The sequence below is a fragment of the Paracoccus binzhouensis genome (assembly GCF_016446475.1).
In the GTDB taxonomy this organism is placed as follows: Bacteria; Pseudomonadota; Alphaproteobacteria; order Rhodobacterales; family Rhodobacteraceae; genus Paracoccus; species Paracoccus binzhouensis.
Window position 1 is genome coordinate 1 of sequence record NZ_JAEHFP010000024.1, and the last position, 25,263, is coordinate 25,263.

Below are 25,263 nucleotides of genomic sequence, written 5' to 3' on the forward strand. Positions count from 1 at the left end.
CGGCCGGGGCCTCGGCCAGCGCAAGCAGCGCCGCGGCCGCGACGACCAGGACAATCGCAAGGGCGGTCGGCAGCGCCGCCCCCGCCCGGCCCAGCGGCCGGGCCAGGCGAGCGGTCGCCACCGCCCCGGCCAGGGCTAGCCCGCCCGCATAGGCCAGCTTCACCAGGAAGACCGGGCTTGCCATCATGGCCGCCCAGTCGTGGCGCAGGCCCAGCAGGCCGGCCATCAGCACCGCCGCGCCAAGCAGCCCCAGGCCCAAGGCGGCCAGCAGCCGCCGCTCCAGCGCCAGGGCGGGCACCGGCCGAAGGTCGCGGACCAGCCGGTCGATCAGCTCCTTGCCCGGATCGGTCATGTCTTGCCTCCGAACTGGTTGCGCAGGGCCAGGATCCCGCGATGCACGATCACCTTGACCGAGGCGACCGACAAGCCGGTCTCGGCCGAAGTCTCGGCGATGCTCTTGCCCTCGAGCCTGGTCTTGGCGATCACCGCGCGCGTCCGCTCGGGCAGGCGCGACAGAAGCGCATCGACATCGAGCCGGGCACCGGCCAGGGCGGCGCCGTCCGCCGGATCGGCGAGCAACTCGGCGAAATCGTCCAGCGGCACCTGCACGGCGCGCCGGGACCGGCGCAGGAAGTCGATCAGCTTGTGCCGGGCGATGGCATGGACCCAGGCCATGAAGGGAAAGGCCGGATCGAAGGTCATCCGGCGCGCGTGCAGGGCAAGCAGCGTCTCTTGCACCAGGTCCTCGGCATGGGCGGACAGGTCATCATGGAGCCTCCTTCTGAAATACGCCCGCAGCAGCGGCGTCAGGGCCTCGAGCAGGCAGCGATAGGCCGCCCCGTCTCCGTCGAGAGAGGCCACCATCAGGCAATGCAGCTCATGTTCGCTCGGGCGCAGAAACATATCTCCTGCAAGTTCGCGGCTCGGGGGCGAAAGGTTACAGCATCCGGGCGGAAAAAAATCCGGAAGCGGCGCTTTCACGAGGGCGTGAGCACTGTAACCCGGACCGGCGGCGCAGCGAAGACCTCCTTGCAGGCCGCGGGACATGCCCCGGCCGCTTTCAGCATTGGAGTAAACAGATGTTCGCCAAGACCACAGCTTTCGCCGCCCTCCTCGTCGCCTCGCTGGGCGCGGCCCATGCCGACGACGCCAAGAAGCCGATGGACGCCATGGCCGCGGACCAGATGTCCAGCGACGCCATGGGCAAGGGCGACTGCGCAGAGGGCACCGGCACCGACGCCATGGCCACGGATTGCATGGAGGCCGACAAGATGGACGCCGACAAGATGGGCACGGATGCCATGGCCACCGACCAGATGGGCGCGGATCAGGGCTCGGCGATGGAAACCGACGCGATGGGGACCGACGCGATGGAAACCGACGGCGCCATGCCGAAATCGCAATGACGGCCACCGGCCCCTTTCGGCAGTCCCGGAAGGGGCCGGCCCCAGCCAGCCGGAGAACCGTCCCATGCCGCTGACCGGATCCCTGTCCCCCGCCCCCCGCCAGCCGGGCCCGCTGGTGCGCCGCCATGCCCTGTGGACCCGGGCGACGCATTGGTCCTGGGCCTTGTGCATCGCCTTCCTGGTCCCGTCCGGCCTGCAGATCTTCAACGCGCATCCGGTGCTCTACTGGGGGCAGGAAAGCGGGTTCGGCTACGACAATGCCGTGCTGCGCATCATGGCGGTCGAGACGCCCGCCGGCCTGCGCGGCCGGACCGAGATCCTGGGCCATGGCTTCGACACCACCGGCCTCCTGGGCCTGAGCGGCCCGGCCGAACGCCCGCAATCGCGCGGCTTTCCGGCGTGGAGCACGCTGCCCTCCTATCGGGATCTGGGCACCGGGCGGGTCATCCATTTCTTCTTCGCCTGGCTGCTGGCCGCCACGCTGGCGCTGTGGTTCCTGGGCAGCCTGCTGAACGGGCACCTGCGCAGGGACATCCTGCCGCGACCGCGCGACCTGCGGGCGCTTCCCGCCGACATCGCCAGCCATGCCCGGCTGCGCTTCCACCGGGCCGCGGAATACGGCGCGCTGCAGAAGCTCAGCTACGGCGCGGTGCTGGGGATCGTCCTGCCGGTGATCGTGCTGACCGGCCTGACCATGAGCCCGACGATGAACGCCGCCTGGCCCTGGCTTCTGGATCTGTTCGGCGGTCGGCAGAGCGCGCGGACCCTGCATTTCGTCGCGGCCTTCCTGCTGCTGGCCTTCCTGGCCGTGCATCTGCTGATGGTGCTGCTGGCCGGTCCGCTGAACGAGCTGCGCGCGATGATCACCGGCTGGTATCGCACCGATCCGCCCGCCCCCGCCGCGATGAAGGGCCGCGACCATGACCGCTGAACGGGATCTCTCGCGCCGCCGCCTGCTGGGACTGGGCGCGGCCGGCCTGTCGAGCCTGACGCTGTCCGGTTGCGGGCGCCTCGATTTCCTGGCCGACGAGGGCGCGGCGAGGAACCTGATGGCCCGCGCCAACGGCCTGACCTATCGCATCCAGCGGGCGCTGGCCGGCAACGCCCTGGCCCCGGAATATGCCGAGACCGAAATCCGGCAGGGCCAGCGGCCGAACGGCTCGCGCGACCCGGATTCGCCCGCCTATCTGGCGCTGAAGGCGAAGGGCTTCGCCGATTACCGGCTGGTCGTCGACGGGCTGGTGCAGCGGCCGCGCGCCTTCTCTCTGGCCGAGCTGCACAACATGCCGTCGCGCACCCAGATCACCCGCCACGATTGCGTCGAGGGCTGGAGCTGCATTGCCAAATGGACCGGCACGCCGCTGTCGCATCTGCTGGATCAGGTCCAGGTCTTGCCCGCCGCGCGTTTCGTGGTGTTCCACTGCTTCGACGATCTGGGCAATACGCGCAGCGGCCCGGCCCTCTATTACGAATCCTGCGACATGATCGACGCCCGCCACCCGCAGACCATCGCCGCCTATGGGCTGAACGGCCGGGCGCTGCCGGTGGCGAACGGAGCGCCGCTGCGGATCCGGGTCGAACGCGCCCTGGGCTACAAGCAGGCGAAATACGTGCATCGGATCGAACTGGTGGACAGTTTCGCGCGCCTGTGGGGCGGCAAGGGCGGCTATTGGGAAGACCGCGGCTATGACTGGTTCGCGGGCATATGACGGGCGGGCCTGCCGCGGCGCTGGCAGCCCTTCGGGCGAGCCGGACCGCGTTCATCCCCGAAACATCCGCCCCGGTGCCGATCCAGCCATGGATCGCGCGCCAAACGGACTGATTGCCCGCTGCCCTGGCGCCGGACAATCTGGTCCGATCCCGTGACAACCCCATCAGGGTCCCATGATCCTAGCCATCGACGCACCCGGGAAGATGGTGATGGTGGCGCTGGAATACATCTTCCAGCGCCTGTCCTTCGCGTGTCGCGCCGTGGGGTGATGTGCCTGAACCGATGCGGACAAGGGTTCGTGCAGGCATTCGCCAGCGTCTTCCTGGGACCGATGACCGGGATCAGCCACCACTGGCACGGCAGGACCGCCGCCGCCCCGCATGGCGGGGAGCCCCTGATCCGAAACGGCGATCCCGGGCCGGGGGGACAGACATGCGCTCCATAATATATCTCAATAACATATTTTGCCGCACCCATGCGATGATATGCCCGCCCGCCCCGCGATAGACTGGCCGGCATCAGGGAAAGCCGCCCGGCGACGGGGCGCGCTTGCCGCAGCGGGCCGGCCAAGGGAGGGGCGGACCCGCAACGGAATGCGGCGGATCATGGGAGGACAGGCAATGCTCAACAGACGGACCTTCATCGCCTCGGGCGCGGCGCTGGCCGGGCTGGGGCTGGCGCGGCCGGCGCTGGCACAAGGCAAGGCGATCAGGATCGGCTATGTCAGCCCGCAGACCGGGCCGCTTTCGGCCTTCTCGGCCGCGGACGATTTCATGGTCCGGCAGTTCCTGGCCGCCGCGCCGGGACTCGGCATCAAGGCCGAGGTGATCGTCAAGGACAGCCAGTCCAACCCCAACCGCGCCGCCGAGGTGGCGCGCGAACTGATCAGCCGCGACGAGGTGAACCTGATCCTCGTCGCCTCGACCCCCGAGACCACGAACCCGGTCTGCAGCGTGGCGGAATCCGAGGAGATCCCGGTGATCTCGACCGTGGCGCCGTGGCAGCCCTGGTTCATCGGCCAGCAGGGCAATCCGGCCGAGCCGGAAAGCTGGCAGGAGTTCGACTATGTCTATCACTTCTTCTGGGGGCTCGAGGACAATGTCCGGGTCTTCATGAACATGTGGGAGGCCGTGCAGACCAACAGATCGGTCGGCGCGCTCTGGCCGAACGACAGCGACGGCAATGCCTGGGCCTCGGACGTGGGCATGCCGCCGGCGCTGGCCGAGGCCGGCTATCGGCTGACCGATCCCGGCCGCTACCAGAACCTGACCGACGATTTCAGCGCCCAGATCAGCGCCTTCAAACAGGCGCAGGCCGAGATCCTGGTCGGCATCCCGATCCCGCCGGATTTCACCACCTTCTGGACCCAGGCCCGGCAGCAGGGCTACCGGCCCAAGCTGGTCTCGGTCGCCAAGGCGCTGCTGTTTCCCGAAAGCGTCGCCGCGCTTGGCGAGCTGGGCGACAACCTGACCGCCGAAGTCTGGTGGTCGCCGCAGCACCCGTTCCGCTCGTCCCTGACCGGGCAGAGCGCGGGCGAGCTGGCCGCCGATTTCGAAACCGCGGCCAAGCGGCAATGGACCCAGCCCGCCGGCTTCGTCCATGCCCTGTTCGAGGTCGCCGCCGACGCCATCCGCCGCACCGACGACCCGACCGATGGCGATGCGCTGGCCGAGGCCATCGCCGCCACCGACCTGCAGACCGTGGTCGGCCGCGTCGCCTGGGGACAGGAGAACGTGCCCGAATTCGCCCGCAGGAACGTCGCCAAAACACCGCTGGTCGGTGGGCAATGGCGCCGCAAGGAGGACGGCAGCTTCGACCTGGTGATCGTCGAGAACGCGCTGGCGCCCGAGATCCCGCTGGGCGACAGCATCCGGACGCTGGCGTGATGGCGCTGCTTTCGCTGCAATCCGTGTCGAAAAGCTTCGGCGCGCTGAAGGTCACCGACGATGTCAGCTTCGATCTGCAACCGGGCGAGGCACTTGGCATCATCGGCCCGAACGGCGCCGGGAAATCGACGCTGTTCAACCTGATCACCGGCAACCTGCGGCCGGATTCCGGGCAGATCCTGCTGGACGGGCGCGATGTCAGCGCCGATTCGGTCATGGCGCGCTGCGCGGCGGGCATCGGCCGCTCGTTCCAGATCCCGCAGCCCTTCGGCCACCTTTCGGTTTATGAAAACCTGCTGGTCGCGGCGCGCTTCGGCGGCGGGCTGGCAGCGGCCGAGGCGCCGGAATTCTGCATGGACATCCTGCGCCGCACCGGGCTGGCCGGTGCCGCCGACAATCCCGCGGGCGGGTTGCCGCTGCTCAGCCGCAAGCGGCTGGAGCTGGCCCGCGCCATGGCGACGCGACCGCGGGTGCTGCTGCTCGACGAGATCGCCGGCGGGCTGACCGATGCCGAATGTGTCGAACTGGTCGCCACCATCCGCGCCATCCATGCCGAGGGCACCGCCATCGTCTGGATCGAGCATGTGCTGCATGCGCTGAACAGCGTGGTCGGCCGGCTGATCGTGCTGAATTTCGGCCGGCTGCTGATGGTCGGCGACGTCAGGACGGTGATGAACTCGGCCGAGGTGCGCGAGATCTACCTGGGGGCCGAGGTATGAGCGAACCCATCCTGTCGGTTTCCGGCCTGACCGCGCATTACGGCGATTTCCAGGCGCTGTTCGGCGTCGACGTGGCGCTGCAGCAGGGCGAGGTCGTGGCCATCATCGGCGCCAACGGCGCCGGCAAGACCACCCTGATGCGGGCGATCACCGGCGTCGCCCGCGTCAGCGCCGGCCGCATCCGGCTGGACGGGTGCGACATCACCGGCACCCCGGCGCCCGACATCCTGATGGCCGGCATCGCCATGGTGCCCGAGGGGCGGCGGCTCTTCCCCTCGCTCAGCGTCGAGGAGAACCTGCTGATCGGCGCCCATGCGCGCCGCACCAGGGGGCACTGGAACCTGGAAAGCGTCTATCGCCTGTTTCCCATCCTGCGCGAGCGCCGCGACCATCCCGGCACGGCGCTGTCGGGGGGCCAGCAGCAGATGGTCGCCATCGGCCGGGCGCTGATGTCCAATCCGCGCGTGCTGCTGTGCGACGAGCTCAGCCTCGGCCTCGCCCCGGTGGTGATCCGCGAGATCTATGCCGCCTTCCCCGAGATCCACGCCAGCGGCGCCTCGATCGTGGTGATCGAGCAGGATGTGGGCCAGGCGCTAAAGGTGGCCGATCACGTGCATTGCATGATGGAGGGCCGCATCACCCTGTCCGGCCGGGCGGGCGAGCTGTCGCGCGACGCCATCCACGACGCCTATTTCGGAGCGACCCACTGATGTTTTCGCTGGATACGATCCTGCAGGGCCTGCTGCTGGGCGGCCTCTATGCGCTTTTCGCCGCCGGGTTGAGCCTGGTCTTCGGCATCATGCGGCTGGTGAACCTGGCGCATGGCGACCTGATCGTGCTGGGCGCCTATCTGATCCTCGGCCTGGGCACGGTGACAGGCCTGAACCCCTTTGCCGCGGCGCTGATCGCCATGCCGCTGATGTTCGCGCTGGGATGGCTCTTGCAGACCCGGCTGCTGAACCGGGTGCTGGGCGAGGACATCCTGCCGCCGCTGCTGGTCACTTTCGGGCTGTCGGTCGTGATCCAGAACGGGCTGCTTGCTGCCTTCACCGCCGACAGCCGCAAGCTGGCGGCGGGGCCGGTCGAATCCGCCTCGGTCGCGGTCGGGCCGGTGCATATGGGCGTCATGCCGGTGATGACGCTGGCCACGGCGGTCGCGGTCATCCTGGCGCTGAACCTGCTGTTCTACCGCACCGCGCTGGGACGCGCCTTTCGCGCCACCTCGGACGATGCGGTGACGGCGCAGCTGATGGGCATCCGGCCGCAGCGCATCTTCGCCATGGCCACCGGCATCGCCCTGGTCGTCGCCGCCATCGCCGCGCTCTACCTGGGCACGCGGGCGAATTTCGACCCGTCCATCGGGCCGGCGCGGTTGCTCTATGCCTTCGAGGCGGTGATCATCGGCGGCCTGGGCAGCCTCTGGGGAACGCTGGCCGGAGGCGTGGTGATCGGCCTTGCCCAGACTATGGGCGCGGCGGTCAACCCGGAATGGCAGATCCTGGCCGGGCACGTCGCCTTCGTGCTGATCCTGATGGTCCGCCCGCGCGGGCTGTTCCCCCGAGCCATCGACTGAAAAGGGCGCGATGATGAAAACCACCTGTCCCGCATATCGCCCCCTGGCGCTCGCCATCCTTGCCGCCGCCGCCCTGGCCGCGGTGCCGCTGATCGGCCCGCGCGCCGTGGTGCAGGACCTGTTCGGCATCCTCTGCCTGCTGGTACTGGCGCTGAACTGGAACATGCTGGCGGGCTTTGCCGGGCTGGTCTCGGTCGGGCAGCAGGCCTTCGTTGGCATCGGCGCCTATACCATGTTCGCCGCCGTCATCCTGTTCGGGCTGGACCCGCTGGCCGGCGTGTTGCTGGGCGGGCTGGTCGCCATGGCGCTGGCCGTGCCGGTGGCCTGTTTCGTCTTTCGCCTGAACGGCGCCTATTTCGCCATCGGCACCTGGGTCGCGGCCGAGATCGCCCGGCTGGGCCTAGGCCAGTGGAAGGCGCTTGGCGGTGGCACCGGCACCTCGCTGCCCAAGGGCACCACCCGCGACATGCTGGGCGTCGGGCCGGTCAAGGAATGGCTGGGCGTCTCCAGCGCGGCGGCCAGCGACATCGTGCTTTACTGGCTGGCGCTGGGGCTGGTGCTGGCGACGCTGGGCGTGTCCTGGGCCTTCCTGCGCTCGCGCACGGGGCTGGGTCTGCAGGCGATCCGCGACAATGCCATGGCCGCGCGTTCTGTAGGCATCGATCCGGTGCGGCTCAAGGCGCTGGTCTTCCTGCTGGCCGCCTTCGGCACCGGCCTTTGCGGCGGGCTGCTGTTCATCCAGATCACCCGCATCACCCCGGACGCGGCCTTCTCGCTGCTGGACTGGACCGCCTTCGTGCTGTTCGTGGTGGTGATCGGCGGCATTGGCACCCTGCCCGGTCCCATCGTCGGCGTGGTGGTGTTCTATGCGCTGGAGCGGCTGCTGTCGGATTACGGCAGCGCCTATCTGATCGTGCTGGGCCTGTTCGGCATCGCGGTGATGCTGTTCGCGCGGCGCGGCCTCTGGGGCAGCCTGTCCGGCCGCACCGGGCTGGAACTGCTGCCGCTGGGCCACCGCGCCCCCGCAGCGGCCATCCGGCCCTGAGATTCACGAAAGGAAAGCATCATGTCCTATTTCACCGAAGCAGGCTCGGTCGAGGCGGTGAACGCCCGCATGGCCGAGGATATCGACCCGCGGCTGCGGCAGGTGATGGCCTGCCTGGTCAAGCACCTGCACGCCTTTGCCAAGGAAATCGCCCTGACTCAGGAGGAATGGGAGATCGGCATCGACTTCCTGACCCGCACCGGCCAGATCTGCTCAGATGAGCGGCAGGAGTTCATCCTGCTTTCGGACGTGCTGGGCTTCTCGATGCTGGTCGATGCGATCAACAACCGCCGCCCCGAAGGCGCGACCGAGAACACCGTCTTCGGCCCCTTCCATGTCGAGGGCGCGCCGATCCGCGAGATGGGCGACTGCATCAGCTTGGACGGCAAGGGCGAAAGCTGCCTGTTCGAGGGCCGGGTGCTGGACCTCGACGGCAATCCGGTCGAGGGCGCGACCGTCGACGTCTGGTCCGACAATGCCGACGGCTATTACGACGTCCAGCAGCCGGGCATCCAGCCGAAATGGAACAATCGCGGCCGCTTCGTCACCGGACCGGACGGGCGCTACAGCTTCGTCGGCATCAAGCCGGTCAGCTATCCGATCCCAGATGACGGGCCGGTCGGGCAGATGCTGGGCAAGCTGGGCCGCCACCCCTATCGGCCGGCGCATATGCATTACATGGTGACCGCGCCGGGCTATCAGCGCGTCGTCACCCATACCTTCGTCGCCGAGGACGACTATATCGCCGATGATACCGTCTTCGGCGTCAAGGAGACCCTGATCGCCCCCTTCCAGCGCGTCGATGGCGACACCCTCTGGCGCTCGCCCTTCGACTTCATCCTTGTTCCCGCCTGAGCCGATCATGCCCAACGTCAAGATCTATATCGACGAAACCCGCCTCGCCGCCTGCCGCGCCGCCATCGAGGACACGCTGCCCCGGCTGCGCGACCTGCTTTGCGACGGGCTGGCGGTCGAGGCCAGCGCCTGCCAGATCGCCGCGCTGCCGGTGCTGGGCCTGCCCGACCAGCCGCAGGTGAATGCCGAACTGATGATCCTGCCGCGCAGCGGGCGCACGCCGGAACGGATCCGCGCCGTCGCCGGCACCATGCGGCAGATGCTGGAACAGGCCAGCGGCCTCGCTGTCGCGGTGCGGGTGGGCATGCTGGACCCCGAGACCTATCTGGCGCTGAAATAGGCCCCTAGCCGCGCCGGCGCGTCACCTGCTGGTCGTGCTCCATCCGCGCGGTCAGCCGGGCGAATTCCTCGGTCAGGAAGGCGATGAGCTGGCGCATGGCCGGCGGGCCGGGCCGGTCCTCGGGCAGAAGCAGGCCCAGCTGCCGCTCGGGGTGGTCGATGCGCAGCGGCAGCGCCTCCATCGGCACGCTGCGGCGCGACAGGAACACCACTGAATAGGGCAGCACGGTCAGCGCATCGGAACCCGCCATGACCGACTGGATCGAGGCCAGCGTGCCGCCCGAGAAGCTGACGTTGAAATCCTCTTGCCCGATGGATTTCAGCGCCCGCTCCAGGTCGCGGTAAAGCGGGCTGTTCGCCGGCGGCGCGATCCAGGTATAGGGCGCCAGATCGGCCTGGGCGATGGCCTTGCGCCGGGTCAGCGGATGGCCGGCGCGGGCCGCGACCACGTTGCGGCTGGGCAGGACCGGGGTGAAGCTCAGCCCCGGCGGCACCTGGCTGGGATGCAGGGGCAGGATCGCCATGTCCAGCGTGCCATTGCGCAAGGATGCCTCCAGCGTATCGACATAGCCATAGGACTGGTCGATCTGCACCTCGGGGTGGCGCATCTGGAAATCCGCGATCATGGTCGAGACCACGCCGTCCATGAAGATCGGCGAGCCGCCGACCCGCAGCCGCCCGGCATGGCCCTTGCGGAAGCGCTGGACCAGCAGGCTGGCCTCCTGATTCGCAGCGCGGATGCGGGCGCCGAAACGCGCCAGGCTCAGCCCCAGCTCGGTCGGGCGCAGTGGGCGGCGGCCGGGCTGGAACAGCGGCATGCCGATGCGCTTTTCCAGCAGCGCCATGCTGCGCGAGACCGAGGGCTGCGACTTGCCAAGCGCCTCGGCCCCCTCGGTCAGACCGCCCTTCTCGACGATCACCGCCAGGATTTCCAGATGTTCGCTGTCTATTTTCATAACTCATTATCATATTATGTTCCGTTCATCCGATCAATATCTGTCTTTGGCCGGTGTAGCTTGACCAGGACCAGGATCGAGGGAGGAAAACCAGTGTCCTTTTTCCGCGAGGAATTCACCGCGCAAAGCCCGGCCGTCCGCGTGCGGTTCGGCAGCGGCCTGCGCAAGAACGTCGCCGACGAGATCGACGCGCTCGGCGCCCGGCGCGCGCTGATCCTGACCACGCCGCAGCAGGCCGAGATGGCCGAGGAATTCGCCGCGCTTTGCGGCGACCGCGCCGCCGGCTGCTTCACCGGCGCGGTCATGCACACCCCGGTCGAGGTTTCGGAACAGGCGACCGAGCAGGCCCGCAGCATCGGCGCCGATGTGCTGGTCGCGGTGGGCGGCGGCTCGACCACCGGCCTCGGCAAGGCCATCGCGCTGCGCACCGGCCTGCCGCAGATCGTCGTGCCCACCACCTATGCCGGCAGCGAGGCGACGCCGATCCTGGGCCAGACCGAAAACGGGCTGAAGACCACGATCACCGACCGCCGGGTGCAGCCCGAGGTCATTCTCTACGATGCCGAGCTGGTCGCCACCCTGCCGGTGGCGATGACCGTGACCAGCGCGCTCAACGCCATGGCCCATGCCGCCGAGGGGCTTTATGCCCGCGACCGCTCGCCCCTGACCTCGCTGATGGCGGTCGAGGGGCTGCGCGCCTTTCGCGACGCCCTGCCCCGCGTCATCGCCGCGCCCGGCGATCTGGCGGCGCGGGGCGAGACGCTCTATGGCGCCTGGCTTTGCGGCTCGGTGCTGGGCCAGGTCGGCATGGCGCTGCATCACAAGCTTTGCCACACGCTGGGCGGCAGCTTCGACCTGCCGCATGCCGAGACCCATGCCGTGATCCTGCCGCATGCCATCGCCTTTAACGCGCAGGCGGTGCCCGAGCTGCTGGCCCCGGTGGCCGAGATCTTCGGCGAGGCCGATCCGGGCCAAGCGCTGCACCGCTTCGCGCGCGAAAGCGGCGCACCGCTGGCGCTGCGCGATCTGGGCCTGAAGGAGGAGGACCTGGACCGCGCCGCCGAGATCGCCACCCGCAACCCCTACTGGAACCCGCGCCCGGTCGAGCGCGACGCCCTGCGCCGGCTGCTGGCCGCCGCCTGGGCGGGCGAGGCGCCGGGCCGCTGAGCCGCCGGCCCCGCAACCACGAATTTCGACGAAACCTCTGGGAGGAGAGACCCCGAATGACGGATATCACCACCGATGTGCTGATCATCGGCACCGGCCCGGCCGGCTCGGCCACCGCCGCGCTGCTTTCGACCTACGGCATCGCCAACATGGCGGTGAACCGCTATCGCTGGCTGGCCAATACGCCGCGCGCCCATATCACCAACCAGCGCACAATGGAGGTGCTGCGCGACCTTGGCCGCGATGTCGAGGACGAGGCCTATATGTTCGCCACCCATCAGGAGCTGATGGGCGAGAACATCTTCTGCGAAAGCCTGGCGGGCGAGGAGATCGGCCGGCTGAAGGCCTGGGGCAACCATCCGCTGTCCAAGGCCGAACACCTGATGTCCTCGCCCACCCGGATGAACGACCTGCCGCAGACCTATATGGAGCCCCTGCTGTTCAAGACCGCCTGCTCGCGCGGCACGCAGGGGCGGCTGTCCACCGAATACCTGCGCCACGAGCAGGACGAAACCGGCGTCACCACCATCTGCCGCGACCGGCTGACCGGGCAGGAGATCACCATCCGCTCGAAATACCTGATCGGCGCCGATGGCGGCAAGTCGCGGGTCGCCGAACATGCCGGGCTGCCTTTCGAGGGCAAGATGGCGGTGGGCGGATCGATGAACATCCTGTTCCGGGCCGACCTGTCGAAATACGTCGCGCACCGGCCCTCGGTGCTCTACTGGGTGATGCAGCCCGGCGCCGATGTCGGCGGCATCGGCATGGGACTGGTGCGCATGGTGCGGCCCTGGAACGAATGGCTGATCGTCTGGGGCTACGACATCAACGGCCCCGAGCCCGAGGTGACCGAGGAATTCGCCACCGGCGTCGCCCGCCAGCTGGTCGGCGATCCCGATCTGAAGATCGAGCTGCTGTCCGCCAACACCTGGACGGTGAACAACTACTACGCCACCCGGACCGCGAACGGGCGGGTGTTCTGCATGGGCGACGCGATCCACCGGCATCCGCCGTCGAACGGGCTGGGCTCGAACACCTCGATCCAGGATGCGTTCAACCTGGCCTGGAAACTGGCCCTGGTGCTGAAGGGCCAGGCCGGCGAACGGCTGCTGGACAGCTATGACGCCGAGCGCGCGCCGGTGGCCCGGCAGATCGTGACCCGCGCCAACCAGTCGATCACCGAGACCGGGCCGATCTTTGCCGCGCTCGGCATGGCCGAGGGGGTGGACCCGGTGCAGATGCAGAAGAACCTGCAGGCCCGCACCGACGGCACGCCCGAGGCCGAGCTGCAGCGCGAGGCGATCCGCAAGGCCATCGCCTTCAAGAAATACGAATTCGACGCGCATGGCGTCGAGATGAACCAGCGCTACCGCTCGGATGCCGTAGTGACCGACGACCAGCTCGAGCCGGACTTCCAGCTCGATCCCGAGCTGCATTACCAGCCGACCACCTGGCCGGGCGCCCGCCTGCCGCATGCCTGGCTTTACCGCCATGACGACGGGGCCGAGGTCTCGACCCTGGACCTGTGCGGCCATGGCCGCTTCACCCTGCTGACCGGCCTTGGCGGCGAGGCCTGGGCCGAGGCCGCCGGCCAGGTGGCGCGCGATCTGGGCATCGACCTGGTGGCCCATGTCATCGGCCCGCGCCAGGCCTATGTCGATCACAGCGGCGACTGGGCGCGTGCCTCGGAAATCAAGGACAATGGCTGCCTGCTGGTGCGTCCCGACCACCATGTCTGCTGGCGCGCGACCGGTCTGGTCGCGCAGCCCGAGACGGAACTGGCCCGGGTGCTGCGCCAGGTGCTGGCGCGCTGAGTCCCGACCGCCGGGCGCGTTCCGCAAGCACGCGCCCGGCAGGAGACGCCGCGGGCCGGCGCGTGGCGCTTTATATAACATCGCGGCATATTACCCGCCGATCATGTCATGCTGTGCCCGACCCACCTTTGCTAAGGCTGCGATGGGCGAGGAGGCCCGGAACGACAGGCCGGCACCAGCGGCGCTGCCCTGCGCGGTCGTTCCTGCGCGAACAGGAGGAGGAGAACATGATGACGTCGAAAAGACTGGCCACCTTGCCACGCCTTGCGCTGAACGTGGCAACGCTTGCGCTCGCGCATCCGGCGCATGCTTCGGACGCGCGTCCGAACATCGTTCTGATCGTGGTGGACGACATGGGCTATTCGGATCTGGGGGCGTTCGGCGGCGAGATCCCGACGCCCAACCTGGATGCGCTGACCCGGGACGGCGTGCAGCTGACCAATTTCCATGTCGCGCCGACCTGCTCGCCGACGCGCTCCATGCTGCTGTCGGGCACCGACAACCATGTCGCCGGCCTGGGCAGCATGGCCGAGGAGATCCTGGACGAGCAACGCGGCCATCCCGGCTACGAGGGTTATCTGAACGAGCGGGTCGTCAGCTTCCCCGAGCTGCTGCGCGACAGCGGCTATCACACCTATATCTCGGGCAAATGGCATCTCGGTGGCAAGGAGGGCCAGCGCCCCAATGCCCGCGGCTTCGAGCGCTCCTTCGCGCTGATGAACGGCGCCGCGCATCATTTCGACCAGACCGGCCTGATCGAGGCGCTGCCCAAGGCGAACTATACCGCCGACGACCAGCCGGCCGATCTGGGCGAGGATTTCACCTATTCGACGGATTACTTCACCACCCAGCTGATCGAGCAGATCGATTCCGCCAGCGACGACGCGCCCTTCTTCGGCTATCTGGCCTATACCGCGCCGCATTGGCCCCTGCAGGCCCCGGACGCATCCATTGCGCTGTTCAAGGGCAGATACGACGCCGGCTATGACGCGATCCGCGACGCGCGGCTGGCGCGGATGCGCGATCTGGGCCTGATCGGCCCGGACGTGCAGCCCAACACCGCCCCCGATCTCTGGCCGCATTGGAGCGAGCTCGACGCGGCGCAGCGCGCCAGCGAGGCCCGCAAGATGGAGGTCTATGCCGCGATGATCCACGAGGTCGACCAGAATGTCGGCCGCCTGGTCGATCACCTGAAGCAGAAGGGCGAATACGAGGACACCGTCTTCATCTTCTTCTCGGACAACGGCGCCGAGGGCCAGCTGCCCGAGAACATCATGGGCGGCCGGAATAAGGAATGGATCAACCGCGCCTTCGACAATTCGCTGGAGAACCTGGGCCGGCAGGGCTCGTATGTCGGCTATGGCCCGGCCTGGGCCGCGGTCAGCCAGACGCCGTTCCGCATGGTCAAGGGCTATACCTACGAGGGCGGCACCCGCTCGCCGGCCTTCATCTCCTATCCCGGCTGGAAGGCCGGCGAACGGCTGGAGCAGTTCGTGCATGTCACCGACATCGCGCCGACGCTGCTGGACCTGGCCGGCGCCACGCCGCCGACGGAGCGCGACGGCATCGCGCTGGCGCCGATGACCGGCCATTCGCTGCGGCCCTGGCTGGAGGGCCGGGCCGAGGCGGCCCGCCCGCAGGACGAGCCGGTCTGCACCGAGCTGTTCGGCCGGGTCTCGGTCTGGAGGGACGGCTGGAAGATGGTGCACAGCAACAAGCCCTGGGGCACCGGCGGTTTCGAGCTGTTCGACATCAAGGCCGACCCGGCCGAGCATCGCGACCTGGCGGCGGAGCAGCCCGACAGGCTGGCCGAACTGAAGGCCGACTGGCAGGATTGCCAGGAACGCTTCGGCATCTACTGGAACGAGGGGCTGGCGCCGCAGATGGTCTATTCCAACGAGACCGAATATCTGTTCCGCCCGCCACACCTGGCCGCGTCCGACTGAGGCCAAGCCAACCCACCCCGGGGGCATCCCCGTCCCCGGAGGCCTTGCCGAAAGGACCGGCCATGACCCTTGCCCGCCAGCAGACCCCCTGCGACATGGTGCCCATCCCGGGCGGCCGATTCCGGATGGGTTCCGACCGCTTCTACCCCGAGGAGCGGCCGGTCCGCCCGGCCGAGGTCGGCGCCTTTCTCATCGACCGCCACCCGGTCACCAATGCCGCCTTCGCCCGTTTCGTGGCCGAGACCGGCCATTTCACCCAGGCCGAGCGGCCGCAGCCGCATCCCTCGATCCCCGGCCGCATGGTCGAACCCTGTTCGGCGGTCTTCATCCAGCCGCTGCCCGGCACGGTGCTGAAAGGCCCGGCCAGCTGGTGGCGGCTGGTGCCGGGCGCCTGCTGGAAGCACCCGACCGGCCCGGCCAGCAACCTTGCCGGGCTGGAGGATCATCCGGTGGTGCATGTCGCCCTGGCCGATGCGCTGGCCTATGCCGCATGGGCCGGCAAGGCACTGCCGAGCGAGGCCGAGTGGGAATGCGCCGCGCGCGGCGGGCTCAAGGGCGCGGAATATGCCTGGGGCGACAGCCTGACTCTGGACGGCCGGCACATGGCGAACACCTGGCAGGGCGCCTTTCCCTTCGTCAACGACCTCGAGGACGGCTTCGCCCGCACCTCTCCGGTCGGCAGCTTCCCGGCCAATGGCTACGGGCTTTTCGACATGATCGGCAATGTCTGGGAATGGACGCTGGACGACTATGCCGCGCCCCGGGCCGAGCCGGCGCGCAGCTGCTGCCGCAAGCCGCAAGCCGCCGCCGGGACCGACACCAAGGTCATCAAGGGCGGTTCCTATCTTTGCGCGCCGAATTACTGCCAGCGCTACCGCCCGGCCGCACGCCATCCGCAGCAGACCGACATGACCACCGGCCATCTGGGATTCCGCTGCATCCGGCGGCTTTGACGGCGCTGCGCTAGCTGCGCGGCAAGGGCGGGCGCGGGCGACGGGCCAGCTCGGTGGCGGCCGCAAGGTCGATGCCGGTCATGCACAGCAGCCGGATCACCACCGTCTCGCCTGCCTCGGGCGGCAGCTGGCCCTGGGCCATGGCAAGGCTGGCGCCGATCAGCGCGTGGCAGCTCAGCCGCCAGACCAGCTCGGGATCCTCGGTCTGGAACCGCCCGGCGGCCGAGGCATGGCGCAGGTCGCGGATGGCGAAGGGGCCCATCATGCGAAACAGCGCATCCGCGATCACCTCGGATCGGTGCAGCATCTGCCGCCAGCGCGGATCTCCTGTGGCGGTGTCCAGCACGGTGCGGATGCCGAAGGCATAGACCTGGGCCGGATCCTCGAACCTGTCGGTGACGGCCTGGATGCTGACCCCCAGGTCGTGCATCAGCCCTTCCAGCACCGCCATGGCCAGCTCGTCCTTGGAGCGGAAATAGTTGTAGACCGTCCCGGCGCCGACATCCGCGCGCTCGGCGATTTCCAGCATGGTGGCGGCCTCGGCGCCCTTCTCGGTCATGATCTCGCGCGCGGCCCGGATCAGCGCCGCCCGGTTGCGCCGCTGGCGCCGCGCCACGCGGCCTTCACCCTTGATCTCTGCCTCGGCCATGCCCCGCCCCGGATTCGGTCCCGAAGCATATTCGGAAGCGAATCGATCCACAAGATCAGAGGCGCAGGACCGGCCACGCGCGACAATCTGACGCAGGAAGGCGGTGAATTTTCAATTTATGACAATGCTTTGTCGGAGGTCGAATATATGAATATCAATCAATATTGACGATTATTCATTTTTGCGGGAAGCTTGCTGCCACTGACCGGCCGCGAAGGAGCGCGGGCCGGTCCTTCAGGGAGGAGAAAGCATGACCCCATCAATCCAGGCGGCCGACACCGATGTCGCCATCGTCGGCGCCGGGCCGGTCGGCACGCTGCTGGCGATCCTGCTGGGCCAGCGCGGCAGGCGCGTGACGCTGATCGAGCGCTGGAGCACGCATTACGACCTGCCGCGCGCCGTGACCTTCGACCACGAGATCGCCCGCATCCTGGCCACGCTGGGCATCGACGCCGAGAACGACGACGCGATCAGCCATCACGACGCACTTTACTATTGGCGCAACGCCAGCGGCGAGGATCTGCAGATCGTGGATTGGCAAAGCCGGTCGGCCAGCGGCTGGCGGGTGCGCTACTGGTTCAACCAGCCGATGCTGGAAAAGCGACTGCTGCGCATCGCGGCCGGGATGCCGGACATCGCCATCATGCGCGGCTGGACCGCTGTCGGGCTGGAGCAGGACGCCGAAGGTGCCACCCTGGCGCTGCAACGCAGCCCCGAGGAGGTCGGCCCGGATGGCGAGCGCCGCTCGATCCGGGCGAAATTCGTCGCCGGCGCCGATGGCGCCAACAGCTTCCTGCGCAGCGCGCTTGGCATCGAGAACGAGGACAAGGGCTATTTCTTCGACTGGCTGATCCTCGACATGCTGCCGAAATTCGACTACTGCGCCACACGCCCGGACGAGCCGGCGCAATGGCAGCTTTGCGACCCGAAGCGTCCGACCACCATCGTGCCCGGCGGCCCGGCGCCGATCCTCGGCCAGCCCGACCGCCGGCGCTGGGAATTCATGGTTCTGCCCGGCGAATCGGTAGCCGAGATGCAGACGCCCGAGAGGGCATGGGAACTGCTGCGACCCTGGGGCCTGACCCCCGCGAATGCGGAACTGGAACGCGCCGCCGTCTATCGCTTCCAGGCCCGCTGGGCGAAGCAATGGCACAAGGGCCGCTGCCTGATCGGCGGCGATGCCGCGCATCTGATGCCGCCCTTTGCCGGCGAGGGGCTGTGCGCGGGGCTGCGCGACGCCGTGGCCATGGCCTGGCGGCTGAACCTGATCCTGGAAGGCAAGGCCGGCCTCGGCCTGCTGGAAAGCTATACCAGCGAGCGCAAGGACCATGCCCGCCATTACATCGACTTCAGCCAGGAGCTGGGCCGGATCATCTGCATCGCTGACCAGGTCGAGGCCGCCGCGCGCGACGCCCGCATGATCGCCGATCTGGCGGCGCGCGGCCGCCGGCCGGTGCCGACCGACATTTGCCATCTGGGCCCCGGCGCCTGGTGCCCGGCCAGCGCCCATGCCGGCGAGCTGTCGGTGCAGGGCGTGGTCGAGCATCGCGGCCGCCGCGGCCGGTTCGACCAGGCCGTGGGCCATGGCTGGGTGGCGATCGGCCACGAGGCCGACCCGCTGGCGGCGCTGACCCCGACGCAGCGGGCGCGGCTGGAGACGCTGGACGGTTTCGGCGTGCGGATCTGCGCCCCCGGCGGCAACGGCGAGGTGGTGGATGTCGAGGGCACCTATGGGCGCTGGCTGGACGGGATCGACGCGAAATACGTGCTGATCCGGCCGGATTTCTATGTCGCGGCGACGGCGAACAGCCCCGAGCTCTTCCAACAGCGCGTCGATGCGGTGCTGCGGGCGCTGGACCTGGCCGAGACCCCGGCGCTGGCGGCCGAATAGGGCGGCGCGCCCTTGCCGCTGCCCCTGCCCTTAGCTCATGGCGGCCCGGATCGCTGCGGGCAGGCATGCCGGCGGCAAACCCAGCACGAGGCCAGCAGCCGGCCGGCCGGAGCGGCTTCAGCCCTCCAGCACCACCACGGCCTCGGCGGTCTGCATCTGGAAGGTCAGGCTTTCCTGAAGGTAAAGCGTCACCGTCTCGGCCGTGTGGCTCTGATAGCCGATCGAGACGTCCTGCCCCAGCCACAGGTCGAAATCGCCGCCGCGGGTGGTCAGGACCGCGCCGCCCTCGATGGCCTGGCACCAGACCACCGGCGCATCGACCAGCCTTTCCAGATGCCCGAGCACAGGATAGCCGTCCTCGGCCCCGCCGGCGGCCCGAGTGAAGGCGGCCGTGCCCAGAACCAGCGCGTAGGGACCGTTGACGCCGGCCAGCCGCAAGGCACCGACGGCACTGGCCACCGCCTCGGGATAGCAGGCGACCTCGGCGGGCAGCGGCACGGCGGGATTGCCGGCCGCGGGCAGAATGCCGCGGATGCCGGTATCGCCATGGCCCTGGAAGACCAGCCGGTCCTCGGCCAGCGCGATGCGGCGCGCGGCGTCCTTGAGCGGCTGCCAATCGCTGTCATTCGCGCCGCGCGCCACGTCGTCGATGGCGGCGCGGGTCAGTTCGAAGGGCACGCGCAACTCGATCAGCGGGTTCACCTCGCGCTGGCGGCATTCGACGCCCTCGGCCGGCGCCGCGGCGGGACGCAGGTGGCCGGTGCCGACGGCGGACAGCGCCAGGCCCTCGGGGCCGTGCAGGTCCACCAGCCGCCGCGCGGCCAGATAGCGCCCGAGCGTGCGCGTCGCCTCGTCCTCGATCTGCGCCCAGGCGGCATCGCTGATCGGCGCCAAGGCGCGGTGCAGGTTGTCCATCTCAGTCCCCCCGTTTCAAGGATCCAAGGCCAAGCGAGCCGTCGCGGCGCGGCGGCGGTTCCACCTCGGGATCGGGCGCGGCCAGGCTTTCGCCGGCGCCGATCCGCTGCAGCATCGCGGCGGCGGGCACGAAGAACAGCCCGCCCGTCACCGCCGTGCTGACATCGAGAATGCGGTCGTAATTGCCGGGCGGGTCGCCGATGAACATGTTGCGCAACATGGTCTCGATCCGGCCCGGCTCGCGCGCATAGCCAATGAAATAGGTGCCGAACTCGCCGCGCGCCGGGCTGCCGAAGGGCATGTTGTCGCGCAGGATCTGCAGCGGATTTCCCTGCGCATCGACGATATTGGTCAGCACGTTATGGGCGAAGGCGGCCTTCTCGGAAGCCGGGAACTCGATATCGGAAAGCTTGCGGCGGCCGATCACCCGCTCTTGTGCCTCGACCGGCATCGCCTCCCATTTCGCCAGGTCGTGCAGGTATTTCTGCACCACCACATAGCTGCCCCCGGCGAAGGGCGGATCCTCGTCACCCACGGTCACCGCCGCCGCCAGCGCGGCGCCGCCGGGATTCTCGGTGCCGTCGACGAAGCCCAGCAAGTCGCGGTTGTCGAAGAACCTGAAGCCCTGGGTCTCGTCCTCGACCGTGACCGCAGGGCCGAGGCGGCGCATGGCCTGGGTGGCCAGCTCGAAGCAGAAATCCGGCCGCGAGGCGCGGATATGCAGCAGGATGTCGCCCGGCGTGGCGGGCGCGCGATGGACGCCCGCCAATGCGTGGAAGGGGTGCAGGCCCTGCGGCCGCGCGCCCATCTCCAGCCGCTCCCAAAGCCCGGCGCCGATGCCCGGCACGCAGGACAGCCCAGCCTCGGCGCTGCGAAAGCCCACCGCCCGGACCAGCGCGGGCAGGTCGGCGCAGAACCCGCGAAACGCCGCCAGCGCCGCGGCGCCCGGATGCAGCGTCAGGGTCAGGAACAGGGCGTTGGCGGTCAGCGCGGCTTCGGCGGGCTGGCTTGCGGTGGGCGTCATGGTCGTTCCCTCTGCTGGCTCGGCTTCAGAAAACCTCATCCGGGCAGCTTGGGAAAGCGTCCAATGCCGTTGCCGCCGCCGTCATCGCATCACGCAGGAGTGCCGGCTGCAATCGACAGCCTGTCCGGCACATGCGGACAGGCTGTCTGCGGATGGTGGCGCGCCCCGCCCCCGGTGTTGCAAGCGGCCCCGCAAGGCGGGCGCGATCACCCGACCAGCCGGGCCAGCGCGGCCAACTGCGCCCCGGCCGGGTCGGCCAGGTCGTCCAGCACCTGGAAATGGTCGCAGCCGGCGACATGCAGCAGCGCCACCGGCTGGCCCGCCTGCCGGCAGGCTTCGGCGTAATCCCCGGATTGCCGCACCAGCTCGGGCAGTTCCTCGGCCCCGACCGCGACCAGCATCGGCGCACCGGCAGCGATCTGGCGTTGCGGGCTGCAGGCGGCGATCTCGGCCGGAGTCAGCCGCAGCTTGTCGTTCAGCGCCCCGAGGCCGATGGGCTCAAGATCGAACAGGCCGCTGATCGCCAGCACCGAGCCCACCGCTGGGTGGCCGCGATGCATGGCGGCCAGATGCCCGCCGGCGGAATGCCCGGCCAGGCAGAGCGGCCCGACCCCTTGCGCCGCCAGATGGTCGAGCAATTGCCCGATCTCGGCCACGATCCGGGTCATCGAGGCCTCGGGTGCCAGCGTGTATTCAGCCAGGATCACATCATGGCCGCGCGCCATGGGGCCGGCAGCGCAGAAGGCGAAATCCTCCTTGGCGCAGCTTTGCCAATAGCCGCCGTGGATGAAGGCGAAAACCGGCGCATCCCGCCGGCCGCAGGCGAACCAGTCATAGGTCTGGCGCCTGCCGGGGCCGTAATGCAGGTCGCGCCGGACCTCCTGCGCGGCGTAGAAAGCCTCGCTGCGGGCGCGGAAGTCCCGCATCAGCCCCGGGAAATCCGCAAGCCTGCCGGTGTTGCTGTAGGCCGTGTCCAGTTCCTGCCGGGTCATGCCGCGATAGATCGCCGTCGTCATTCACACCCCCAGATAGCGGTTGGTCAGGTCGGCGGTCAGATCGGCAATGCCGCCCTGCCAGACCGTCGCGCCGCGTTCGACGATCACCGCCCGGTCGGCGACCGAGGCGATCTCGCTAAGCGACTTGTCCACCAGCAGGATCGACAGCCCCTCGGCCTTCAGCCGCCGCACGCCGGCCCAGATTTCCTGCCGCACCACCGGGGCCAGGCCCTCGGTCGCCTCGTCCAGCACCAGCAGGCGCGGATTGGTCATCAGCGCCCGGCCGATGGCCAGCATCTGCTGCTCGCCCCCCGACAGGGTGCGCGCGACCTGGCCCATGCGCTCCTGCAGGCGGGGGAACAGCGCGCAGACCCGGGCCATGTCCCAAGGGCCGGGGCGGGCGGCGACGGTCAGGTTCTCGGCCACGGTCAGCGGCGCGAAGCAGCGCCGGCCCTCGGGGACCAGCCCGACGCCCAGCCGCGCCACCTTGGGCGCGGAAAGCCCGGCGACATCGCGGCCAGCAAGGCGCAGGCTGCCGCCGGAATGCGGCATCAGGCGGCTGATGCAGCGGATCGTCGTGGTCTTGCCCATGCCGTTGCGGCCCATCAGCGCCACCACCTCGCCCTGATCCAGATCCAGGGTGATGCCGAACAGCGCCTGCACCGGGCCATAGGAGGCGGTCACGTCGCGCAGTTCCAGCAGCCGGGTCATGCCTCCTCTCCCAGATAGGAGCGCCGCACCTCGGGATTGGCGCGGATCTCGGCCACGCTGCCGGTGGCGATGATGCGGCCATAGACCAGCACCGAGATGCGGTCGGCCAGCGCAAAGACCGCGTCCATGTCGTGTTCGACCAGCAGGATCGGCGCCTCGGCGCGCAGCTCCGACAGGATCGCGGTCAACTGCCTCCCGCCCTCCAGCCCCATGCCGGCCATCGGCTCGTCCAGCAGGAAGGCGCGCGGGCGCAGGGCCAGCGCCATGGCGATCTCGAGCTTGCGTCGCTCGCCATGCGACAGCGTCGCGGCGGGGACCAGATGCCGCCCGGCCAGACCGGCCTGCTCGATATGGAACAGGGCGGGCTCGGTCAGCTTGCGGTCGGCCAGCGCCGGCAGGTGAAAGCGGAACACCGCGCCGCTGGCCCCGGCCACCGCCAGCATGACATTCTGCAGCACGGTGAAATCCGGGATGACCGAGGACACCTGGAAGCTGCGCGCCAGCCCCAGCCGCGCCCGCGCCGCCGCGTCTAGCCCGTCGATCACCTGCCCCTCGAAGCGGATGCTGCCGGCATCGGGCCGGATCTCGCCGACGATCTGCTTGATGAGCGTGGACTTGCCGGCACCGTTCGGGCCGATCAGGGCGTGGATCTCGCCCGGGCGCAGGTCCAGGCTGACATCGTCGGTCGCAAGCAAGGCGCCGAAGGACTTGCGCAGGCCGCGGATCTCCAGGATGGGTTCGTTGAGTTTCGGTTCAGGCATGGCGGCCCCTTCGCGTGACGATGCCGATCAGGCCGCCCGGCGCGAACAGCACGATCCCCAGCAGCAGAAGACCCAGCAGCGCCTGCCAGTAATCGCTGATGCCGCCCAGCACATGTTCCAGCAGGATGAAGATCGCCGCACCCGCGACCGGGCCGCACAGCCGCCCCACGCCGCCCAGGATGACGAAGACCATGATCTCGCCCGACATGTGCCAGGACAGCATTGCCGGGCTGACGAAACGGTTCAGATCGGCGTAAAGCGACCCCGCCAGACCGACGATCATCCCCGACAGCACGAAGGCTGTCAGCCGGATGGCATAGGGCCGGATGCCAACGGCGACGGTGCGCTGGCTGTTCTGCCGCGCCGCCTGCAGCGCCAGGCCGAAGCGCGACTGCGTGACCACGGCACTAAAGGCCAGCGCCACGGCCAGCAGCGTGGCGCAGATGGCGAAATACTGGATCGGGGCAAAGGTGTTCAGGCCGGGGAAGCTGTTGCGGACATAGAAGCTTAGCCCGTCCTCGCCGCCATAGCGCGGCCAGCTGATGGCGAAATAGTAAAGCATCTGCGCGAAGGCCAGCGTCACCATGATGAAATAGACGCCCGAGGTGCGCAAGGACAGCGCCCCGATGGCCAGCGCCGCCAGCCCCGCCGCCAGCATCGCCATGGGCCAGATGCCCAGCATCTCGTTGCTGCCCATGACGGTGAAGGGCAAGCTCAGGACCGGGGTGCCCGCCGCGGCATGGCTCGCCAGGATCGCGGTCACATAGCCGCCGATGCCGAAGAAGGCGGCATGGCCGAACGAGATCAGCCCGCCATAGCCAAGCGCCAGGTTCAGCCCCACCCCGGCCAGGCCGAAGATCGCCGCCTTGGTCGCCAGCGTCACGGCAAAGCCCTCGCCCAGCAGATGCGCGGCGATGGCGGTGGCGACCAGCAGCGCCAGGATGGCCAGGTTGATCGCGGTGTCGCGGGTCAATGTCATTGCTCAGCCCCTTGCCCCGAACAGCCCCTGCGGCCGCAGGATCAGCACCACGGCCATCAGCACATAGATCAGCACCGAGGCCAGCGAGGCCCCAACGGTATCGGCGCTGGAGGCGTCCAGCACCTGCCCGAACAGGTCCGGCAGCAGCGCCTTGCCCAGCGTGTCGGTCATGCCGACCAGCAGCGCGCCGACGAAGGCGCCCTTGATCGACCCGATACCGCCGATCACCACCACCACGAAGGCCAGGATCAGCACCGGCTCGCCCATGCCGACCTGCACCGACTGGATGGTGCCGACCAGCGCGCCCGCCAGCCCGGCGAGCGCCGCGCCAAGCGCGAAGACGATGGTGTAGAGCCGCGCGATGTCCACCCCCAGCGCGCCGATCATCTCGCGATCTGCCTCGCCGGCGCGGATGCGGATGCCCAGCCGGGTGCGGGTGATCAGCCACCACAGGCCCAGGGCCACCGCCGCGCCGAAGCCGATGATCACCAGCCGGAACAGCGGGTAATGCAGCCCGCCCGGCAGCACCACCGCGCCGGAAAGCGAGCCGGGCAGCTTGAGGTAAAGCGGGAAGGAACCGAACAGCCAGCGCGTGCCCTCGGAGAACACCAGGATCAGCGCAAATGTCGCCAGCACCTGGTCCAGGTGGTCGCGGGCGTAAAGCCGGCGGATCACCGCGATCTCGACCAGCGCGCCGGCCGCGGCGGCGGCCACGAGGCTGGCCGCCAGCCCCAGCCAGAACGAGCCGGTGACCGCCGCCACCGCCGCGCAGGCGAAGGCCCCGGTCATGTAGAGCGAGCCATGCGCAAGGTTGATCAGCCCCATGACGCCGAAGACCAGGGTCAGCCCGGCCGCCATCAGGAACAGCATCATCCCGTATTGCAGGCCGTTCAGTGCCTGCTCGGCCAGAAGCATCACCGCTTTCTCTCCCGATTTGCCTGGGGGCCGGGCTTTGTCGACCCGGCCCG

The 25,263-nt window shown here is 69.0% G+C and carries 26 protein-coding genes; 15 read left to right on the forward strand and 11 right to left on the reverse strand.

All coding sequences use genetic code 11. The features are described from left to right. A partial coding sequence (locus tag I9P22_RS08075; protein ID WP_199258960.1) for an NrsF family protein occupies window positions 1–352 on the reverse strand: 352 nt, incomplete at its 3' end. Further along, window positions 349–903 carry a sigma-70 family RNA polymerase sigma factor gene (locus tag I9P22_RS08080; protein WP_199258962.1) on the reverse strand — a complete coding sequence of 185 codons (555 nt, stop codon included), beginning with the start codon at window positions 901–903 and terminating at the stop codon, window positions 349–351. The genes I9P22_RS08080 and I9P22_RS08075, both read right to left, overlap by 4 nt. A gap of 176 nt (window positions 904–1,079) precedes the next feature. On the opposite strand from I9P22_RS08080, the gene I9P22_RS08085 reads away from it, so the two are divergent. The 10 genes from I9P22_RS08085 to I9P22_RS08130 all read left to right on the forward strand — a co-directional run bounded on the left by I9P22_RS08085 (window position 1,080) and on the right by I9P22_RS08130 (window position 9,535). Continuing rightward, window positions 1,080–1,406: a hypothetical protein gene (locus I9P22_RS08085; RefSeq protein ID WP_199258964.1), complete on the forward strand. Its 327-nt coding sequence runs from the start codon at window positions 1,080–1,082 to the stop codon at window positions 1,404–1,406. A gap of 64 nt (window positions 1,407–1,470) precedes the next feature. Next, the gene (locus I9P22_RS08090) at window positions 1,471–2,337 is read left to right on the forward strand and encodes a cytochrome b/b6 domain-containing protein (protein ID WP_199258966.1); all 867 of its coding nucleotides are present in this window, start codon (window positions 1,471–1,473) and stop codon (window positions 2,335–2,337) included. Further along, window positions 2,327–3,115 (forward strand): molybdopterin-binding protein, encoded by a 789-nt coding sequence (locus I9P22_RS08095; RefSeq protein ID WP_199258968.1) that lies wholly within the window; start codon window positions 2,327–2,329, stop codon window positions 3,113–3,115. Before I9P22_RS08090 ends, I9P22_RS08095 begins: the two co-directional genes overlap by 11 nt. A 622-nt stretch (window positions 3,116–3,737) precedes the next feature. Further along, a complete protein-coding gene (locus I9P22_RS08100) occupies window positions 3,738–5,003 on the forward strand; it encodes an ABC transporter substrate-binding protein (RefSeq protein WP_199258970.1) in 1,266 nt (421 codons plus the stop codon). Continuing rightward, on the forward strand, window positions 5,003–5,722 hold the full coding sequence (locus I9P22_RS08105) for an ABC transporter ATP-binding protein (RefSeq protein ID WP_199258972.1): 720 nt from the start codon (window positions 5,003–5,005) through the stop codon (window positions 5,720–5,722). Before I9P22_RS08100 ends, I9P22_RS08105 begins: the two co-directional genes overlap by 1 nt. Further along, window positions 5,719–6,432: an ABC transporter ATP-binding protein gene (locus I9P22_RS08110; protein WP_199258974.1), complete on the forward strand. Its 714-nt coding sequence runs from the start codon at window positions 5,719–5,721 to the stop codon at window positions 6,430–6,432. Before I9P22_RS08105 ends, I9P22_RS08110 begins: the two co-directional genes overlap by 4 nt. Continuing rightward, a complete protein-coding gene (locus I9P22_RS08115; protein WP_199258976.1) occupies window positions 6,432–7,295 on the forward strand; it encodes a branched-chain amino acid ABC transporter permease in 864 nt (287 codons plus the stop codon). Before I9P22_RS08110 ends, I9P22_RS08115 begins: the two co-directional genes overlap by 1 nt. A 13-nt stretch (window positions 7,296–7,308) precedes the next feature. Continuing rightward, window positions 7,309–8,340 carry a branched-chain amino acid ABC transporter permease gene (locus I9P22_RS08120; RefSeq protein WP_233253281.1) on the forward strand — a complete coding sequence of 344 codons (1,032 nt, stop codon included), beginning with the start codon at window positions 7,309–7,311 and terminating at the stop codon, window positions 8,338–8,340. 21 nt (window positions 8,341–8,361) lie between these two features. Further along, on the forward strand, window positions 8,362–9,195 hold the full coding sequence (locus I9P22_RS08125; RefSeq protein ID WP_199258980.1) for an intradiol ring-cleavage dioxygenase: 834 nt from the start codon (window positions 8,362–8,364) through the stop codon (window positions 9,193–9,195). 7 nt (window positions 9,196–9,202) lie between these two features. Next, the gene (locus tag I9P22_RS08130; protein WP_199258982.1) at window positions 9,203–9,535 is read left to right on the forward strand and encodes a hypothetical protein; all 333 of its coding nucleotides are present in this window, start codon (window positions 9,203–9,205) and stop codon (window positions 9,533–9,535) included. 4 nt (window positions 9,536–9,539) lie between these two features. Here the strand turns inward: I9P22_RS08130 and I9P22_RS08135 are convergent, their stop codons facing one another. Continuing rightward, the gene (locus tag I9P22_RS08135; RefSeq protein ID WP_199258984.1) at window positions 9,540–10,490 is read right to left on the reverse strand and encodes a LysR family transcriptional regulator; all 951 of its coding nucleotides are present in this window, start codon (window positions 10,488–10,490) and stop codon (window positions 9,540–9,542) included. 93 nt (window positions 10,491–10,583) lie between these two features. On the opposite strand from I9P22_RS08135, the gene I9P22_RS08140 reads away from it, so the two are divergent. The 4 genes from I9P22_RS08140 to I9P22_RS08155 all read left to right on the forward strand — a co-directional run bounded on the left by I9P22_RS08140 (window position 10,584) and on the right by I9P22_RS08155 (window position 16,370). Then, complete coding sequence (locus I9P22_RS08140; RefSeq protein ID WP_199258986.1) at window positions 10,584–11,657, forward strand: maleylacetate reductase; 1,074 nt, start codon at window positions 10,584–10,586, stop codon at window positions 11,655–11,657. Between the two features lie 56 nt (window positions 11,658–11,713). Beyond that, window positions 11,714–13,471, forward strand: a complete 1,758-nt coding sequence (locus I9P22_RS08145) for an FAD-dependent oxidoreductase (RefSeq protein ID WP_199258988.1) — start codon at window positions 11,714–11,716, stop codon at window positions 13,469–13,471. Between the two features lie 230 nt (window positions 13,472–13,701). Further along, a complete protein-coding gene (locus I9P22_RS08150) occupies window positions 13,702–15,417 on the forward strand; it encodes an arylsulfatase (protein WP_199258990.1) in 1,716 nt (571 codons plus the stop codon). A 62-nt stretch (window positions 15,418–15,479) separates the two neighbouring features. After that, the gene (locus I9P22_RS08155; protein ID WP_199258992.1) at window positions 15,480–16,370 is read left to right on the forward strand and encodes a formylglycine-generating enzyme family protein; all 891 of its coding nucleotides are present in this window, start codon (window positions 15,480–15,482) and stop codon (window positions 16,368–16,370) included. A gap of 10 nt (window positions 16,371–16,380) precedes the next feature. On the opposite strand, the gene I9P22_RS08160 is transcribed toward I9P22_RS08155, so the two are convergent. Further along, window positions 16,381–17,019 carry a TetR/AcrR family transcriptional regulator gene (locus tag I9P22_RS08160; protein WP_199258994.1) on the reverse strand — a complete coding sequence of 213 codons (639 nt, stop codon included), beginning with the start codon at window positions 17,017–17,019 and terminating at the stop codon, window positions 16,381–16,383. Between the two features lie 250 nt (window positions 17,020–17,269). On the opposite strand from I9P22_RS08160, the gene mhpA reads away from it, so the two are divergent. Beyond that, window positions 17,270–18,910 carry a bifunctional 3-(3-hydroxy-phenyl)propionate/3-hydroxycinnamic acid hydroxylase MhpA gene (gene mhpA, locus I9P22_RS08165; RefSeq protein ID WP_199258996.1) on the forward strand — a complete coding sequence of 547 codons (1,641 nt, stop codon included), beginning with the start codon at window positions 17,270–17,272 and terminating at the stop codon, window positions 18,908–18,910. 117 nt (window positions 18,911–19,027) lie between these two features. Here the strand turns inward: mhpA and I9P22_RS08170 are convergent, their stop codons facing one another. The 7 genes from I9P22_RS08170 to I9P22_RS08200 form a co-directional block, all read right to left on the reverse strand. Further along, window positions 19,028–19,825: a family 1 encapsulin nanocompartment shell protein gene (locus I9P22_RS08170; protein ID WP_199258998.1), complete on the reverse strand. Its 798-nt coding sequence runs from the start codon at window positions 19,823–19,825 to the stop codon at window positions 19,028–19,030. Between the two features lies 1 nt (window position 19,826). Further along, window positions 19,827–20,849: a Dyp-type peroxidase gene (locus tag I9P22_RS08175; RefSeq protein WP_199259000.1), complete on the reverse strand. Its 1,023-nt coding sequence runs from the start codon at window positions 20,847–20,849 to the stop codon at window positions 19,827–19,829. 206 nt (window positions 20,850–21,055) lie between these two features. Beyond that, window positions 21,056–21,865 carry an alpha/beta hydrolase gene (locus tag I9P22_RS08180; protein WP_199259002.1) on the reverse strand — a complete coding sequence of 270 codons (810 nt, stop codon included), beginning with the start codon at window positions 21,863–21,865 and terminating at the stop codon, window positions 21,056–21,058. Beyond that, window positions 21,866–22,555: an ABC transporter ATP-binding protein gene (locus I9P22_RS08185; RefSeq protein ID WP_199259004.1), complete on the reverse strand. Its 690-nt coding sequence runs from the start codon at window positions 22,553–22,555 to the stop codon at window positions 21,866–21,868. After that, window positions 22,552–23,316, reverse strand: coding sequence for an ABC transporter ATP-binding protein (locus I9P22_RS08190; RefSeq protein ID WP_028716579.1), 765 nt, complete (start codon window positions 23,314–23,316; stop codon window positions 22,552–22,554). The genes I9P22_RS08185 and I9P22_RS08190 overlap by 4 nt, the downstream gene beginning before the upstream one ends. Further along, complete coding sequence (locus tag I9P22_RS08195; RefSeq protein ID WP_199259006.1) at window positions 23,309–24,295, reverse strand: branched-chain amino acid ABC transporter permease; 987 nt, start codon at window positions 24,293–24,295, stop codon at window positions 23,309–23,311. Before I9P22_RS08195 ends, I9P22_RS08190 begins: the two co-directional genes overlap by 8 nt. Window positions 24,296–24,298: 3 nt before the next feature. Beyond that, window positions 24,299–25,210 (reverse strand): branched-chain amino acid ABC transporter permease, encoded by a 912-nt coding sequence (locus I9P22_RS08200; RefSeq protein WP_199259008.1) that lies wholly within the window; start codon window positions 25,208–25,210, stop codon window positions 24,299–24,301. Between the last annotated feature and the right edge of the window lie 53 nt (window positions 25,211–25,263).